16 protein-coding genes are annotated in these 16,179 nt (G+C 61.8%); 10 read left to right on the top strand and 6 right to left on the bottom strand.

Going from position 1 to position 16,179, the window contains the following annotated elements; translation table 11 throughout:
• Positions 1-42: 42 nt before the first annotated feature.
• Complete coding sequence (locus AC1RTQ_RS17925; RefSeq protein WP_492877919.1) at positions 43-432, top strand: CidA/LrgA family protein; 390 nt, start codon at positions 43-45, stop codon at positions 430-432.
• Positions 429-1,169, top strand: a complete 741-nt coding sequence (locus AC1RTQ_RS17930; RefSeq protein WP_492877699.1) for an LrgB family protein — start codon at positions 429-431, stop codon at positions 1,167-1,169. Before AC1RTQ_RS17925 ends, AC1RTQ_RS17930 begins: the two co-directional genes overlap by 4 nt.
• A gap of 49 nt (positions 1,170-1,218) precedes the next feature.
• Here AC1RTQ_RS17930 and AC1RTQ_RS17935 read toward each other — a convergent pair whose 3' ends face one another.
• On the bottom strand, positions 1,219-2,163 hold the full coding sequence (locus tag AC1RTQ_RS17935) for a DMT family transporter (RefSeq protein ID WP_492877701.1): 945 nt from the start codon (positions 2,161-2,163) through the stop codon (positions 1,219-1,221).
• A gap of 87 nt (positions 2,164-2,250) precedes the next feature.
• Here AC1RTQ_RS17935 and AC1RTQ_RS17940 point away from each other — a divergent pair, with 87 nt between their 5' ends.
• Positions 2,251-3,195: a LysR family transcriptional regulator gene (locus tag AC1RTQ_RS17940; protein WP_492877703.1), complete on the top strand. Its 945-nt coding sequence runs from the start codon at positions 2,251-2,253 to the stop codon at positions 3,193-3,195.
• A 584-nt stretch (positions 3,196-3,779) separates the two neighbouring features.
• Here the strand turns inward: AC1RTQ_RS17940 and tenA are convergent.
• Complete coding sequence (tenA, locus tag AC1RTQ_RS17945; RefSeq protein ID WP_302089635.1) at positions 3,780-4,451, bottom strand: thiaminase II; 672 nt, start codon at positions 4,449-4,451, stop codon at positions 3,780-3,782.
• On the opposite strand from tenA, the gene AC1RTQ_RS17950 reads away from it, so the two are divergent.
• The 3 genes from AC1RTQ_RS17950 to AC1RTQ_RS17960 all read left to right on the top strand — a co-directional run bounded on the left by AC1RTQ_RS17950 (position 4,450) and on the right by AC1RTQ_RS17960 (position 6,761).
• Positions 4,450-4,617: a hypothetical protein gene (locus tag AC1RTQ_RS17950; RefSeq protein WP_492877705.1), complete on the top strand. Its 168-nt coding sequence runs from the start codon at positions 4,450-4,452 to the stop codon at positions 4,615-4,617. The two genes, tenA and AC1RTQ_RS17950, sit on opposite strands and share 2 nt — an antisense overlap.
• 149 nt (positions 4,618-4,766) lie before the next feature.
• Positions 4,767-5,954 carry an aromatic ring-hydroxylating oxygenase subunit alpha gene (locus AC1RTQ_RS17955; protein WP_492877707.1) on the top strand — a complete coding sequence of 396 codons (1,188 nt, stop codon included), beginning with the start codon at positions 4,767-4,769 and terminating at the stop codon, positions 5,952-5,954.
• Positions 5,955-6,134: 180 nt separating this feature from the next.
• Positions 6,135-6,761 carry a TetR/AcrR family transcriptional regulator gene (locus tag AC1RTQ_RS17960; protein WP_304350458.1) on the top strand — a complete coding sequence of 209 codons (627 nt, stop codon included), beginning with the start codon at positions 6,135-6,137 and terminating at the stop codon, positions 6,759-6,761.
• A 14-nt stretch (positions 6,762-6,775) separates the two neighbouring features.
• On the opposite strand, the gene AC1RTQ_RS17965 is transcribed toward AC1RTQ_RS17960, so the two are convergent.
• The gene (locus AC1RTQ_RS17965; RefSeq protein WP_304350457.1) at positions 6,776-7,732 is read right to left on the bottom strand and encodes a LysR family transcriptional regulator; all 957 of its coding nucleotides are present in this window, start codon (positions 7,730-7,732) and stop codon (positions 6,776-6,778) included.
• A 197-nt stretch (positions 7,733-7,929) separates the two neighbouring features.
• On the opposite strand from AC1RTQ_RS17965, the gene AC1RTQ_RS17970 reads away from it, so the two are divergent.
• The 3 genes from AC1RTQ_RS17970 to AC1RTQ_RS17980 all read left to right on the top strand — a co-directional run bounded on the left by AC1RTQ_RS17970 (position 7,930) and on the right by AC1RTQ_RS17980 (position 11,789).
• Positions 7,930-9,123: an acyl-CoA dehydrogenase gene (locus AC1RTQ_RS17970; RefSeq protein WP_302089631.1), complete on the top strand. Its 1,194-nt coding sequence runs from the start codon at positions 7,930-7,932 to the stop codon at positions 9,121-9,123.
• A 319-nt stretch (positions 9,124-9,442) separates the two neighbouring features.
• Complete coding sequence (locus AC1RTQ_RS17975; protein ID WP_492877710.1) at positions 9,443-10,693, top strand: CaiB/BaiF CoA transferase family protein; 1,251 nt, start codon at positions 9,443-9,445, stop codon at positions 10,691-10,693.
• 127 nt (positions 10,694-10,820) lie between these two features.
• Complete coding sequence (locus tag AC1RTQ_RS17980) at positions 10,821-11,789, top strand: tripartite tricarboxylate transporter substrate binding protein BugE (protein ID WP_409815898.1); 969 nt, start codon at positions 10,821-10,823, stop codon at positions 11,787-11,789.
• A gap of 108 nt (positions 11,790-11,897) precedes the next feature.
• On the opposite strand, the gene AC1RTQ_RS17985 is transcribed toward AC1RTQ_RS17980, so the two are convergent.
• The 3 genes from AC1RTQ_RS17985 to AC1RTQ_RS17995 all read right to left on the bottom strand — a co-directional run bounded on the left by AC1RTQ_RS17985 (position 11,898) and on the right by AC1RTQ_RS17995 (position 15,018).
• Positions 11,898-12,947 (bottom strand): porin, encoded by a 1,050-nt coding sequence (locus AC1RTQ_RS17985; RefSeq protein WP_492877712.1) that lies wholly within the window; start codon positions 12,945-12,947, stop codon positions 11,898-11,900.
• Positions 12,948-13,018: 71 nt separating this feature from the next.
• A complete protein-coding gene (locus AC1RTQ_RS17990) occupies positions 13,019-14,227 on the bottom strand; it encodes a sugar transporter (RefSeq protein WP_492877714.1) in 1,209 nt (402 codons plus the stop codon).
• A gap of 131 nt (positions 14,228-14,358) precedes the next feature.
• Positions 14,359-15,018 carry an NAD(P)-dependent oxidoreductase gene (locus AC1RTQ_RS17995; protein ID WP_492877715.1) on the bottom strand — a complete coding sequence of 220 codons (660 nt, stop codon included), beginning with the start codon at positions 15,016-15,018 and terminating at the stop codon, positions 14,359-14,361.
• 108 nt (positions 15,019-15,126) lie between these two features.
• Between AC1RTQ_RS17995 and AC1RTQ_RS18000 the strand changes: the two genes are divergently transcribed.
• Complete coding sequence (locus tag AC1RTQ_RS18000; RefSeq protein WP_409815905.1) at positions 15,127-16,038, top strand: LysR family transcriptional regulator; 912 nt, start codon at positions 15,127-15,129, stop codon at positions 16,036-16,038.
• The last annotated feature ends 141 nt before the right edge of the window (positions 16,039-16,179 follow it).

Consider the following 16,179-nt stretch of genomic DNA (forward strand, 5'->3'; position numbering starts at 1 on the left):
GCAACAGGCTGCCAACTCATTATTCAGGAGCTGACCACCTTTATGCTGTATGCGCTTGCTGTACTTTTCGCCTTTCAGCTACTGGGTGAGTTCCTGGCCCGCTTTACGGGCTTGCCTCTGCCCGGCTCGCTGATCGGCACCCTGCTTTTGCTGCTGGGCCTGCTGTTTTACAAACGTCTACCCAAGTCACTGGAAGACACGGCTCAGGTGCTGTTGCAAAACATGATGCTGCTTTTCATTCCCGTCATTGCGGGCGTGATGCTGGAATTCGACCATCTGCGCCGCGAATGGCTGCCGTTTGTGCTGGCCTGCATTGCCGGCGCGGCCATCACATTCACCGCTACCGCCCTCACCTTCCGCTTGTGCCTGCAGCGCCAGCGCACTCGCCAGCCGGATGAGGAGTCCGCCGCCAAACAGGAGCACAACGTATGAGCCCCTCACTGCTTGAGCGTCTGCACACCACCTGGCTGAGCCTGGCCGAAGGCTCGCCCCTGCCCTGGCTGGTGCTGACCATGCTGGTCTATATGGCGGCCATGGCCGTCTACAAAAAAAGCGGTAACCGCCCCCTGCTGATACCGGTGTTTACGGGCGTGGTGGTCATCGTCGCCATTTTGATGATCACAGGCACGCCTTATGCGACCTACCGCAGCGGCGTATCCCTGCTGGGCCTGATGATAGGGCCGGCCACCGTGGCACTGGCCATCCCGCTGTACGCCCAGCGCGAACGCATCAGCCAGCTGTGGTTGCCCATCAGCGTGGCGCTGCTGGTGGGCTGTCTGGTCGCACTGTTTTCAGCCCTGGGCATTGCCTGGGCTTTCGGCGGCTCGCACGCCACGCTGATCGCCGTGGCCCCCAAGTCGGCCACCATTCCCATCGCCCTGCCCATGGCAGAGCGTTTTGGCGGAACGCCCTCGCTGGCTGCAGTGGCCGTGGCCATCACCGGCATCAGCGGCACGATGATGGCACCGCTGCTGTGTCGCGTACTGCGTCTCAAGGATCCGGCGGTGCAGGGCTTTGCCATCGGACTCACGGCCCATGCGATTGGCACAGCGCGCGCCATTCAGCTCAACCCCACAGCCGCAGCGTTCTCCGCCCTGGCCATGGGCTTGAACGGCGTGGCCACGGCTGTACTGATGCCACTAGTGCTGGCACTCACTCCCTGGATCTAAAACAATAGCTGCCAGCATTTGATTCATAGACGCTGGCAGCTATTTTTGACTAACTTTTACGCTCGCTACGCCTGTAGGCTGCAAGCGCCCCCAGAACCAGAGTCATCCCCAGCCACTGCACCGGCTGCGGCTTGGCACCAAACCAGAGCAAATCCACCAGCAAAGCCATGACGGGGTAAATAAAGGACAGACCGGCGATCGCCTGTGCCTTCAGTCTTTGAAATGCCGTGTACATCAGCGTGTACATCCAGGCCGTATGCACCAGACCCAGCACCAGCACCGCCCCCCAGACCTTGGGACTGAAGAGTGCCTGGGCGCGCAGCTCCCACACCCAGGGCAGCAAGCTCAGCGCCCCCACCAGCATCTGCAGCATCGCGATCTGTGCCGGCGCAAGCCGCCTGAGCCGCTGGGTGGCCAGGGTGGCCATGGCATAAAGACCGGCTGCCAGCAGCGCCAGCACAATGCCCAAGGATTGCCCTTGCCACGCCTGCTGGTCAGCCATCCCGACCAGGCCGCTGCTCAAGCCCACGCCGATCAGCGCCAGTACCAGCCAGGGCAGCCGGCTGAGCGGCAGAGGCTCGCCCTGCAACAGAGCGGCCAGCAGCAACAGCAAGAAGGGCTGCACGTGATAGACCACCGTGGCGATGGCAATGCCGCTGTATTCATAGGCACGAAACAGGCACAGCCAATTGACGATGAGCGCCACCGCCCCCAGCAGCAGCCAGCCGCTCTCGCGCCAGCTCGGCCTGGACCACTGGCCCGACCAAAGCACCCAGGCTGCCAGCCCGAGGCCGCCGAGCAGACAACGCAACCACACCACCCACAGCACGGGCAGGCCGCTCTCCAACACCAGCAGGCCGATGGTTCCGGAAAGCGCCATGGCCAGCACCATGCGCCAGTTACCGCCAGTGGCTGCATTGGGCGGCGACGTGGCGGCCACAACCGGCGTGGCAGCCAACGCTTGCAAAGAAGAAGAAGAGGTCTGAGAAGTCATGATGGCATCGTCCATCAATCACATTCATGCATCAATATGGCTTTATTCCACTTACTATTACCTATAGATCAACAATCAAACTGAGCCATGAGCACAGAGTCCGGCCTGCTTCCCGAAATGCTGGTTTTCGCCAAGGTGGTGGAGCTGCGCAGCTTTGCCGCCGCCGCGCGGCAACTGGATCTGACCACCTCGGCCGTCAGCCGCAGCGTGGGCCGACTGGAAACCCATTGGGGCGTGCAGCTGCTGCATCGCACGACCCGCTCCCTGTCCCTGACCGAGCTGGGTGCCGAGATCTATGCCGCCTGCACCCAGCTGGCTCAGACCGCCAGCGATATCCACGCCATTGCCGGCCATTACAGCGGCGTGCCGCGCGGCACGGTGCGTCTGACGGCACCGACCATCTTTGGGGAAATCTGGCTCAGCGCACAGTTGCCCGCCCTGCGCCGCCAATGGCCCGAGCTCGAGGTCGCCGTCAGCCTCAGTGACCAGATGCAGGACCTGGCTCAGCAAGGCCTGGATCTGGCCATTCGCCTGACCCGGCCCGAACAGCTGCCGCCGCATATGGTGGCGCGCGAGCTGCGCCAAGTGCGCTACATCGCCGTGGCCTCGCCGGCCTACCTCAAGGGCCTGATCAAGCCCCCCAAGCACCCGCAGGAGCTGGGCCGCGAGCATGGCGTGGCATGCATCACGTTGGGCTATGGCGACTTCCAGAACCGGCTGCAATGGGTGCACGGCCAAGATCGCAGCCCGGCGCCTGCCGTGACCGAAGTCGCCGTTCACTCTCCCTTGTCCATGGACAGCAGCACCGGAATCATCCATCTGGCGCTGCAGCACCAGGGCATAGGCCTGGTGGCAGACTTTGCCGCCCAGGCGGTATTGCACAGTGGCGCGCTGGTACAGGTTCTGCCCGACTGGCAACTGACGAGCAATTACGCGCCGCGCACCGCTTATGCACTGTATATGCCCTCGCGCCACCTGCCGCTCAAGGTGAGGGCGCTGATTGATCACCTGGTCGAAGCAGGCAAGCATTGAACCCATGGCTCAAACTGGCCCAGCCGCAGCGGCCCGACGGCCAGCCGTATCGACAGTCGCTGCGCCGGCTTCCGGCCAGAAGTGCGCCACGCTGCCATGTAAACCGACTTCAGACTCGCCGGGAGCAGCGTGAAATAGGAATCCAGGCACGGGCCGCCGCAGGAATAGCCATGGAGGCAAGAACTATGGCCCGGTATGTCGGCTTTTCCAATTCCCGCCCCTTCGCTGGTTACGCCGCACATCGTCTCGGGATATCCCCATTCAACCACGACAAGCTTGTGGACAAAGTCAAGCACTCAGCGGGATAAGCCAGTCAAGCCGTTGTTCTCAAACGATTTTTGAAAGCATGATTAAATTTTAAGCAAATCACGCTCTGGGTCGCTCAAAACCTGCGAAATCTGCATTTCATAGCAGCTCAGGCAGGTCTGAATTGGGCTGCAGAGCAGTTCTCCCCAGTAAATCGCTACAAGCTTGTGGACAAACCCCGGCAACGCCTTGAATAAGCGAGCTAAGTCCTTGTCGGCGCAGGACAATCGGGGAGCTGATTATTTTTTAATCAACACCCCATCGGTGCCACCCAGCTCTCAGCGCAGCGGCCCTTGCCAATCGGCCAGGCGATAGGCACTGTCCCAGAACTGCCATTCCAGCCGGGCCGCATCCTTGTAGGCGGCATGCATGGCCGTGCGCGTGGTCTCGGTGGCCTCCTCGGCCAGGCGATCCACAGTGGCGCAGACGCCGCGCACCGCCGCATGAAACTCCTCGCTGGCATAGGTGTCCACCCAGGCCTGATAAGGATTGTCTTTGGCCGAGCGCGCATGGATGTCGCGCCCCACCTCGGCATAGATCCAGAAGCAGGGCAGCAGCGCGGCCACGGCCACCGGGTAAGTGGCGCTCCAGGCCGTGGCCAGCAGATAGCTGGTGTAGTGATGGCAGGCCGGCGTCAGCGGCGTGGCTGCAAACTGCTCGGGCGTCACGCCGAAGTCACGCATGAAGCCGCCATGCAAGGCGCGCTCCACCACCACGGCCTCATTGGCGGCATTGGCAAACTGCACCACGCCTTCGGCGTTATCGGATTTGGCCGCCGTCACGGCCAGCGCGCGGCCATAGGCGACGAGGTAGTGCGCATCCTGAATCATGTAGTGGCAAAAGCGCTCCCGGCTCAGCGTGCCGGCCGCCAGTTCCTGGTTGAAGGGCAGCTCCAAGGTGCTTTGAAACAGCGCCTGGTTGGCATTCCACAGACTTTGGCTGAATGACATGATTCGACTCTCCACTGCAAAAATTCATAGCAGCCAGCGCTTTACTGGCTGGTCTAGAAGCTGTTTTTACCTGAAATTAGCCATTGGCCATTCATACCGCTACGGCTTTGAGGTCAAAGCTGTATTGCAGCTGATGCGCGCCATTCGCCCCGAACTTGTCCGCTGATTCATGCAAGCGCTAACCCAATCGACGCGACTGAGGAGGCAATAGGCTCCAAAGGCCTCATTAGCCCCATTGACTGACTGATCAGTCAGTTTATAGACTTGCATCCAGGAATCACCCAAACATCACAGGTATTAGAAGGAGCCAGGGGAATGAATACCAGTTTTGCAAACGAGCTTCACCGCCGCGCCACACATGCCTTGCAGACCGGACTGGCCGACGCCGACACACAGGACGGGCAGGTCGCAGTCTCCCAATACACCAGCGACGAGCAGACCACGCAGGAGCTGCGCCTGTTGCGCCAGTTTCCCCAGCCCGTGGCCGGTAGCTCATCCATTCCCACGCCCGGCGCCTGGCTGTCGCTGACTCCATTTGATGTTCCGCTGTTGTTGGTCAGGCAATCCGACGGAGCCGTCCACGCTTTCTTGAATGTCTGTCGACACCGCGGCGCACGCGTTGTGGCCGAGGGCAGCGGCACCGAAGCACGAGCCTTCACCTGCCCCTACCACGCATGGACTTACCAGCCCGATGGCGACTTGCGAGGTGTTCCCGACGCCTTCGGCTTCCCCCGCCTGAAGAAAGAGAAGTCCGGTCTCAAAAGGCTGGCTGCCGTGGAGCGAGGCGGTGTCATCTGGGTGGTGCTGGACCCCGCATCCCCCCTCAGAGATATCGACACACACCTGGGCCCGCTCATGGAGAACCTGGAGTCGCTGGACGGGCTCCACGCCCCCGTGTCCTATGCGCAGCGCTCGCTCGAAGTCAACGCCAACTGGAAGCTGCTGACAGATGGCATCTTTGAAGCCTATCACTTCAAGGTTGCGCACCGCCAGACCATTGCCCACATGTTCATGAACAACCTGCAACTGGTGGACGAATTTGACCTGCACCGACGCTTGTACCTCATCAAGTCCCGCTTTCAAAAAGAGCAACCCGAGGCAGACGGCTTCGACCCGCGCAAGTATGGCAACCTGACTTATTACTTCTTTCCCAACACGATGATCCTGGTCCAGCCCGACCACGGGCAGCTCAGCTACCTGGAGCCGCTCAGCGCCTCTCGCACACGGATTCATGAGATCACGCTGATTCCGTCCAAGCCCGCTACGGACAAGGCCGCTGCGTACTGGAACGCCAACGTGGACCTGTACCGCCGGACTCTGGCCGAGGACTACGCTCTCGCAGAGTCCATACAGGCCGGCCTGGCCTCGGGCGCCAATGACCGTCTCACATTTGGCTCTTTCGAGTACAGCGCGCCCCGCTTTCACACGCAGCTCCAACAGCAGCTGGACTCGCTCCAGCCCAGCCCGCAGTCCCATAAGGCTGTGAAGACCGCCGCCAGCTGACCCTCCTACCTCTGCATTTGTCTCTGCATTGGCTGCTGCGTTAGGTTGAGCCACGACCACCTGCCAAGACCCACACCGCATTTCAGGAGACGAGACGGGACCAGAGCGGCCATCAACTCAACGAGCCACAGCACACGCGCCGCCCACCGGCCTGTGCCCTCCCATTTCTATAATCACTGGATGCCCAGCCAACCGCTCTCTCGTAAAGAACTGATTCTGGATCGTGCCGAACAGCATTTCGCAGACCACGGATTTCAGGGCGCATCACTATCGGCCATTGCGCGGGACTGCCAGATTGGCAACCCCGGCCTGCTACACCACTTTCCCAGCAAGGAGGTGCTGTATCGCACCGTGCTTGAGGCTCAGGCACACGAGTTGATGCAGCGCATGGAGCAAGGCGTGCAGTCCGAGGATCTGCTGCAGCAGCGCCTGCAGGCCTTCATCTCGCTGCAGATCGAATGGATGCAGGCCCGCCCTGCGGGCTTCAAACTCATTACTCGCGAGCTGCTGGATAACTCCGAGCGCATTGAACAGGCTCATACCCGGCCGCTAGAGATCTTTTTGCTTCAGAGTGTGGCCTTGATTGAGGAAGGTCAGGCCGCCGGATTGCTGCGCCAAGACATCGCTGCCGTTGCTTTGCTGACCATTATTTTGGGCAGCCTCAACTACGCACAGATTGTGCGCCCCACCTTCAGCAAAGCCTTTACCGAGCCGACCCTCAAGAGCAACAGCCACTGGATGCAGCGCATCGCTGCCGATGTACTGCTGCTCATCAGCGCTTCCAGCTTCGCCTTGAAAAAGGCATAACGCAGCCAGTTCACTCACTCTGTTTTTCCACCACGAATTTCCTGTGCGCGGCCCTGCAACCACTGGCTGAACACCCGCAGCGCCGGCGACGGTTGTGCATCGGCCGCCAGCGCAGGCGTGACCAGATAGTAGGCACGGTTGCCGCGCAGCGGCTGGGGACAGGCGACGATGAGGTCGCCGCGCGCCAGCTCCTGCTCGATCAGCATGGGCGGCACCAGGGCCACGCCCAGCCCCTGGCTGGCGGCCACGGCCAGCATGGAAAACAGCTCCAGCCGCATGCCGTCGAGCGCCCGCGGCGCATCGACATGCATCGCATCGAACCACTGGCGCCAACCCTGGGGGCGCGTGCTTTGCTGCAGCAGCGGCAGGCGCGCAATCACCTCCGGGCCCACCGGCAGCCAGGCGCGGCCCAGGTCGCGCTGCTGGGCCGTGGCCAGCAGTTGCGGGCTGCACACGGGCACCACCTCCTCGTCCATCAGCCACTGCGCCTGCACACCGGGCCAGCGGGTCACCTGCTCGGGCGTGCCCGCATAAAGGGCCGCGTCAAACACGGTGTCGGCAAACAGAAACGGCCGGGTCTGCACATCGATGTGCACGGTGATGTCGGGGTGCTGCTGGGCCAGTTGCGGCAGGCGCGGCAGCAACCAGCGTGTGGCAAAGGTGGGGACGGCCGCCAGATTGATGGGCCCTCCCTCGCCCTGATGGCTCATCAGATCCAGCGTGTCACGCTCCAGCCCCTGCAGCCAGCGTCCAACCTGCTTGGCGTAATGCAGGCCCGCATCGGTGAGCAGCACGCCGTGGCGCGTGCGCTTGAACAGGGCCACGCCCACAAACTCCTCCAGCGCAATGATCTGGCGCGAGACGGCACTTTGCGTCAGCGACAACTCCTGTGCAGCCTTGGTGTAGCTGATATGGCGGGCGGCCGATTCAAAGCAGGCCAGAGCCTGAGTGGAGGGCAGAACTCTGCGCATCTCTCTTATTCCTTGCTCGCATACATAGGAAACAAACAAAAGGGAAAACCCTTGATAATTAATTTATACATGCATTTTTCTCATCCATAGATGATTATTCATCGTTTGCCAGCCCCTGTTCTGCAAACCTAATATGTGTGCAAGCACTCAGGCGGAAATGCGCCTGCAACCCGACACCTTGCATTCAGGAGATGAACATGGCCAATGGCTACCAGTGGGACGACTGCTTCCAGCTCGACCAGCAACTGACCGAAGACGAGCGCATGATCCGCGACGCAGCGCGCGAGTACTGCCAGGACAAGCTCAAGCCTCGCGTGCAAGCCATGTTCCGCAACGAGTCCGTGGACATCAGCATCTTCCGTGAGATGGGCGAGTTGGGCCTGCTGGGCCCCACCATCCCCACGCAGTACGGCGGCGCGGGCCTGAACTACGTGAGCTACGGCCTGGTGGCGCGCGAGATCGAGCGTGTGGATTCGGGCTATCGTTCCATGGCCTCCGTGCAATCGTCCCTGGTGATGGTGCCCATCAACGAGTTCGGCACCGAAGCGCAGAAGATGAAATACCTGCCCAAGCTGGCTTCGGGCGAGTTCATCGGCTGCTTCGGCCTGACCGAGCCCGACCACGGCTCCGACCCCGGCTCCATGGCCACGCGCGCCTACAAGGTGGACGGCGGCTATCGCCTCAAGGGCAACAAGATGTGGATCACCAACAGCCCTGTGGCCGACGTGTTCGTGGTCTGGGCCAAGGAAGTGACCGAAGACGGCACCGTGGGCCAGATCCGCGGCTTTGTGCTGGAAAAGGGCATGAAGGGCCTGTCCGCCCCGGCCATCCACGGCAAGGTGGGCCTGCGCGCCTCCATCACCGGTGAAATCGTGATGGACGATGTGTTCTGCCCCGAAGAGAACGCCTTCCCCGAGGTGCGCGGCCTCAAGGGCCCGTTCACCTGCCTGAACAGCGCCCGCTTCGGCATTGCCTGGGGCGCGCTGGGTGCGGCAGAAGACTGCTGGCACACCGCCCGCCAGTACACGCTGGACCGCAAGCAGTTCGGCCGCCCTCTGGCCGCCAACCAGCTGATCCAGAAGAAGCTGGCCGATATGCAGACCGAAATCACGCTGGGCCTGCAAGCCGCGCTGCGCGTGGGCCGCATGAAGGACGAGCACCAGAACGTGATCGAGATCACCTCGCTGGTCAAGCGCAACAACTGCGGCAAGTCCCTGGACATTGCCCGCATGGCCCGCGACATGCTGGGCGGCAACGGCATCAGCGACGAGTTCGGTGTGGCCCGCCATCTGGTGAACCTGGAAGTGGTCAACACCTACGAAGGCACCCATGACGTGCACGCGCTGATTCTGGGTCGTGCCCAGACCGGCATTGCTGCGTTTGCGAACTGATCGCACCCCCTGAGCGGCTGGCCTAGACGGCCCCGGCTGGACGGTCCCGCCGCTTCCCCCGGGCGGGGACGCCCCCTCTCTGTACGCGCTTTGCGCCACGGAAGGGGGCGGCAGCTTCGCCGCGAGGCGGCGCTTGCTTGTTGCCCTTACCGTGGGTTAACGGCAGAGATTCGAGCCTCCTTTTCGCTATATATTTGCTAGCAACTACCGCTTGATTAGTATGTGTTTTGAATAGTTTTTATATCAAAATCCATACCAATAAAGCGCAAGCAGCTACTGTTTTCATAGTTTCTCCACCCGGTTTCTGGACTCCTCCGACATGAACGCATCGACACGCACTCCCACCGGCGCACTGGCAGGCATCAAGGTGCTGGATCTGTCTCGCGTGCTGGCAGGACCCTGGGCCACGCAGATGCTGGCCGATCTGGGCGCCGATGTGGTCAAGGTTGAGCGCCCGGTTGCTGGCGACGATACGCGCCACTGGGGCCCTCCGTTCCTCAAGGACGATGCGGGCAACGACACGCGCGAGGCCAGTTACTTCACGGCCTGCAACCGCAACAAGCGCTCCATCACCGTGGACATGGCCCACCCCGAAGGCCGCGCCCTGCTGCAGCGCATGGCGCAAGAGGCCGATGTGGTGGTGGAGAACTTCAAGACCGGGGGACTCGCGCAATACGGTCTGGACTATGCCAGCCTGAAGGCTCTGAACCCGCGCCTGGTGTACTGCTCCATCACCGGCTTTGGCCAGGACGGCCCCTATGCAGAGCGCGCCGGCTATGACCTGATGGTGCAGGCCATGACCGGCCTGATGAGCATCACCGGCCATGCCGATGGCGAGCCCGGCGGCGGCCCGCTGAAGGTGGGCGTGGCGGTGATCGACGTGTTCACGGGGCTGTATGCCAGCAACGCAATTCTCGCAGCCCTCAATGCGCGCCACACCACAGGCCAGGGCCAGTACATCGACATGGCGCTGCTGGATGTGGGCATGGCCGTGCTGGCCAATCAGGCTGCCGGTTTTCTGGCCACCGGCCAGGCACCGGGCCGCGCCGGCAACACCCACCCCAGCCTCGCGCCCTACCAGGACTTTCCAACGCTGGACGGCAATGTGCTCTTGGCCATTGGCAACGACGGGCAGTTCGCCCGCTTCTGCGCCGCCATCGGATATGCCGAATGGGCACAGGACGAGCGCTTTGCCACCAACACCGCCCGCGTGCAAAACCGCAGCGCGCTGCTGGCGTTGATGAAGCCCGTGATGCTGACACGCAGCACTACAGACTGGATTGCGCTGCTGGAAGACAAGGCCGTGCCCTGTGGCCCCATCAACACCATTGCCCAGGCATTTGAAGACCCCCAGGTCAAGGCGCGCGGTATTCAGCAAAGCTTGCCGCGCAATGCAGGCGACGGCATTGGCCACATTGCCACGGTTGCCAATCCCATGCGCCTTTCGGCCACACCGGTTACCTACCGCCTCGCACCGCCCGCCCTGGGTCAGCACACCGATGAGGTGCTGCGTGAGTTCGGGCTGGATGAGCAAACCATCGCTGATCTGCATGCACAAAACGTGGTTTGAGCCATGGTTTGAAAGCCTGCCGATCTGAGCGTTCCACCCCACAAAAAACAGAGGGCAAAAGCCCCAAAAAACTGCAGCCATCTTTCACAAGAAGCGCACTGCACATCACACTTCCAAGGAGACAGATATGTTCAAGTTCACAGCCACCGTTTTGGCCACCCTCGCGCTCTGCGGCGCAGCACAGGCTCAAGGTGCCTACCCCAACAAGCCAATCCGCCTGCTAGTGCCTTTTGCGGCTGGCGGCACGACGGACCTGATTGCCCGCGTCATCGCCGAGCCTCTGAGCCGTGAGCTGGGCCAGTCGGTGGTGGTGGAAAACAAGGGCGGCGGCGGCGGCACCATTGGCGCAGCTGAAACGGCACGCGCCAAGCCCGATGGCTACAACCTGGGCATTGCCACCGTGTCCACCACGGCCACCAACCCGGCCATCAACCCCAAGATCACCTACAACGTCGCCACCGATTTCACGCCCATCGTGAACATCGCCGCCACGCCCAACATCATTGCCGCCAACCCCAAATTTGCGGGCAAGGATTACAAGAGCTTCCTGGCCGAGGTCAAGAGCAACCCCGGCAAGTACTCTTACGCATCGCCCGGTCAAGGCTCCATCACCCATCTGATGATGGAAATGTTCAAGCTGGAAACCAAGACCGACGTAGCCCACGTGCCTTACCGTGGATCGGGCCCTGCGCTGAACGACGCGGTTGCCGGCCAGGTGCCGCTGATTTTTGACAACCTGCCCTCCACCCTGCCCTTCGTCAAGGAAAAGCGCCTGACGGCTCTCGTCGTCGCCGCTCCCCAGCGTCTGGCTGCACTGCCTGATGTGCCCACCTTCAAGGAAATGGGTCTGCCCCAGGTCAACCGCATGGCGTACTACGGCATCGTTGGCCCCAAGAACCTGCCAAAGGAAGTGGTGGACAAGATCAACGCCGCCGTGCGCAAGGCGGTGCAAGATCCTGCGGTGAAAAAGCGCATTGAAGAAAGCGGCTCCATCATCATGGCCGACACCCCTGAAGCCTTTGCCAAGCAGATGGCCGAAGAGCTGGCCGTCTACAAGAACGTGGTGCAAAAGCAGAACCTGAAGATGGAAGACTAAGCGTCGTCATCCCCAAAAAAGTCCTCGCAGGTGTGAATGCCTGCGAGGACTTTTTGCTTTGTACCGCTCATGCACAAGCAAGGTGCTGGTGCATGAAACTGGTGCAGCTTAGAAACGATGGCGAATACCCACCACCGCGCTGGTGCCGGATTTGTTGGGAATGTCCATGCTCACGCGGTCATACATGGCCACGGCGTAGACATCGGTGCGCTTGGACAGGAAGTGGTCGTAGCCCAGGCTGACGGTGGTGCGTGTGCCGCTGACGTTGCCCACTTCCGACTTGGTGCGTGCAGCCGCAGCCTTGATGGTGCCTGCCGTGCCGCTGACGGGTACATCCAGACCCAGCGAGTAGGTGGTGTTCTCGCGATCCTGGGCGTTGATCTTGGCCTGGCCGTAGGTGGCATAGAGCTTGGCCACGCTGAAGTCATAGCTGCCGCCCACCATCCAGTTGCTCTTGGTCGGCATCACCGCCAGAGAGACCGGGTTGTTGATCTGCGCGCGCTCGTAGAACGCGGTCAGGCTCAGCGGGCCGCCGAAGTACATCAGGTTCAGGCCCACATTTTTCTTGCCCTTGTTGCCGCTGCTGGTCTGCTCGCCGAACTGGTAATGCACATTGGCCTTGAGACCGCCAAAGCTGGGCGTGGTGTACAGAACCTGATTGCTCCAACCCGTGTTGGAGGCCGTGGTCAGGCTGTCATTGCCCCATGCCGCTGTCGTCATATTGGCATGCAGCACCAGCGGGGAGACCGTGAAGGAGTCGCCGAACGGATTGGTCAGCACCGTGGGCAGGAAGTTCGGTGCCAGACCACGACCCAGGCTCACACGACCCAAGCTGCCGGCCAGACCCACATTGGCATCACGCGAGAAAAAGGGATCGGCATCGAAACGGCCAGGGGTGCCTGTATCGGCACGGAAAAAGCTGGTGATATTGAAGTCGGCCTTGAGACCGCCGCCCAGATCTTCCACGCCCTTCACGCCCCACCACGAAGTGGTCAGGCCGCCAGAGCCGACCGAGGCCACGCGCTCCTGACCTGCCATTTTCATGGAGCCCACATAGGTATCGACGGTACCGGTGAGCTGCACCGAGCTTTGGGCCTGAGCCGACAGACTGGCGGCTGCCAAGGCAATAGTGGTAAAGGTTGCGGCAAACGCTTTCATGGATGATTTCCTCTCTTAAAAATTGGAGACAAACCACCCATGCAAGAGTCAGGCCAGTTTTGTATACAAAACTAGGACCTCAAACGAAAGCTGTCGGCCAGCTTCAGCATCATGAACAACCAGAGCGCGCCGCCCATGGCGATCAGCAGGCCGCCCACCACACCGATGTGCGTCATGCCCCATTGCTGACTGACGATGCTGCCCAGCAGTGCGCCGCCGCCAATGCCGATATTGAAAATGCCCGAGAACATGGACATGGCCACATCGGTGGCATCGGGCGCCAGATTCAGCACCTTGGACTGCATGGACAGCGCAAAGCAGATCATGGCAATGCCCCAGACCGAGCTTTGCAGATACAGGCTCCAGACATGCGTGCTGCTCATGACCAGCAGCAACAGGCTCAGCGCCAGCACGCCGATGGATGCCAGCAGGAAACCGCGTGGAAAGCGCATGCCGAACCAGCCAAACAGCACGCTACCCACAATGCCCATGCCGCCATACAGCAGCAGCACGGCCGTGGTCACATCGCCAGCGTGGCCGGCGGTGTCCTGCACAAAGGGCTCGATATAGCTATAGGCGGTGAACTGGCCGGTAATCACCAGCACCAGCAGCACATAGATGCCGACCAGGGCCGGGCGCCTGAACAGCATGGGCACACTGGACAAGGAGCCTGCGTTCTCGCTGGGCAGCCGAGGCAGCAGCTTGCCCAGCACCAGCATCACCACCGCAGCCACCGCGCCAATGGCCAGAAACGTCATGCGCCAGCCCAGCCATTCGCCCACGATGCGACCCAGCGGAATGCCCAGCACCATGGCCACGGAAGTGCCCGTGGCCAGCAGGCTCAATGCCATGGCCTTCTTGCCCGCAGGTGCCACCCGCACGGCCAGCGAGGCCGTGATGGACCAGAATACCGCATGCGACAGCGCAATGCCGATACGGCTGATGACCAGGGACGCATAGCTCCAGGCCACACCCGAGAGCAGATGACTGAGTACGAACACCGCGAATACGCCCATCAGCAGCTTGCGCCGCTCCACCTTGCGTGTGAGCAGCATGAAGGGCAGTGAGGCCAGCGCCACCACCCAGGCATAGATGGTGAGCATCAGCCCCACCTGCTCGACTTGCATGTCAAAACTGGCACCGATGCTGCTAAGCAGGCCGACGGGCACAAACTCGCTGGTATTGAAAACAAAAGCGCCCAGCGCCAGCGCAATCACGCTGAGCCAGGCCTGGGTGGGAGATCGGGTCGATTCGACAGGGGCAGTCAAGGTTTGTGTCATGCAATCAAGGCGTGCCGGCGTCTGGCGCCGCAAAACCCGAAATTGTGCGCTTGCAGCATGGCAGCAGACAGGCAGCCCGGCCTTGCCCCATCAATCAATGGGGTCGGACCGGGCTGCGGCAGATCCCGATCTCAATAGGCGACGGTGAAACGGGCCTTGAGGTGTTCGTTCCTGTCCAGGGCATCGATCAACGCAACGGCCAGGTCCTGCACCGAAATATCGCCAGGCTGACCGTCAGCCTGCACCAAAGGTTCATCCTTGCCCGTGCGGTACTGACCGGTTCGGCCCCTGGATTGCGCATCGGAGCCGCCATGAAAGCCCACGGCCGGGCTCAGCATGGTCCAGTCCAGAGCGGCTTCCTTTTGCAGCTCGGCAAACATGTCGCGCGCCGCCGAGGCACCGGGCTTGATGAACGCAGGAAAGTCCGGCGAATCCACCAGTTGCTGGCCATTCACATACAGGCTGCCGGCTCCGCCCACGACCAGATAACGCTTGATGCCCGCAGCCTTGACGCCTTGAACGATGGCACGCGAGCCCTGCATGAAATCGTCATAGATATTGGGATTGCTCCAGCCTGCGTTATAGGCGCTGACCACCGCATCGCAGCCCGTCACGGCGCGCTGCACCTCGTCGGCGTTGAGCACATCGGCCTTGACGAACTGCACATGCTCGCGCGCGGCAGCGGCCTCGGGTTTGCGTACCAGGGCCACGACTTCATGACCGCGACGCAGCAACTCATCCAGCAATCCGGCACCGACAAAACCCGTGGCGCCAATCAATGCGACTTTCATTGGAAAACTCCTTGTATCTTCAACAGAGCTAAAGATTAATCGGCATCAATCGCGAGAAAAACCCCTTTCAGCCACCATGACCTTGAAGGAGAACTTCAAAATAGCCTCATGGAAGATTTCAGACGCATGGCCATTTTTGCCGCCGTGGTGGAGCGCGGCAGCATGAGCGCGGCCGCCCGCCAGCTCGACATGACGCCCTCGGCCGTCAGCCAGCATATCCGTCAGCTGGAGCACGATGCCGGCCTGACGCTGCTGCACCGCTCCACGCGCCAACTGACGCTGACCGATGCCGGCCAGCGCTTCTACATCCAGTGCGCCGCCATGTGCGAAGCGGCCAGCCGGGCGCGCGCCGAGCTGGCCGCCGAGCATCAGCGGCCCAGCGGCGAGCTGCGCCTGGCAGCCCCGGCAGGTTTCACCCAGCATGCGGCCCCGGCGCTTGGCCAGTGGCTGGCCATGCACCCTGAGCTGCGGCTGCGCCTGCTGATGGATGACGCTCCCATAGACCTGATCCAGGCGCGCGTGGATCTGGCACTGCGCTTCGGCAATCTGCAGGACTCCAGCTGGGTGGCCCGCCACCTGGGGCGCAGCGCCACCGTGCTCTGCGCCTCGCCGCATTGGATCAAGGCCCACGGCAGCACACCCCAACACCCTGGCGAGCTGGCACAGCTGCCCTGGCTGGAGATGAGCCGCAGCGACGACGCCCATGCCGATTTTTTGTGGCGACAGCAGGGCACGGCGCAGGAATACCGGCTGCAGGTGCGCCCGCTCATGGTCAGCAACCACCGCAGCGCGGTGCAGCAGTTCTGCGAAGCGGGTCTGGGGCTTGCCCTGCTTTCGGCCCATGACGTGGCGGCAAGTCTGGAGACGGGCAGCCTGGTACGCCTGCTGCCTGACTGGAACATGGGCATGCTGGATATCTGGGCCGTCACCGCAAGCCGCGACAGCCTGCCCGCCAAGGTACGCGAGGCCATCGAGGTGTTGCGTGAGTATTTCGCGCAGCTAGAGGGCATGCAGAACTAGCGCAATCCTTTCGCATGCAACGACCCAATCAGCGGCCATCCACGCCGGCCATCCAAAGGCCGAAAGCAAAAAAGCCTGCAAATGCGAGGCATCTGCAGGCTTTGCAAAGCAGGCCACACCACATGGCCCGGCGCACTCAAG

Source organism: Comamonas sp. GW821-FHT11H03, from assembly GCF_058807955.1.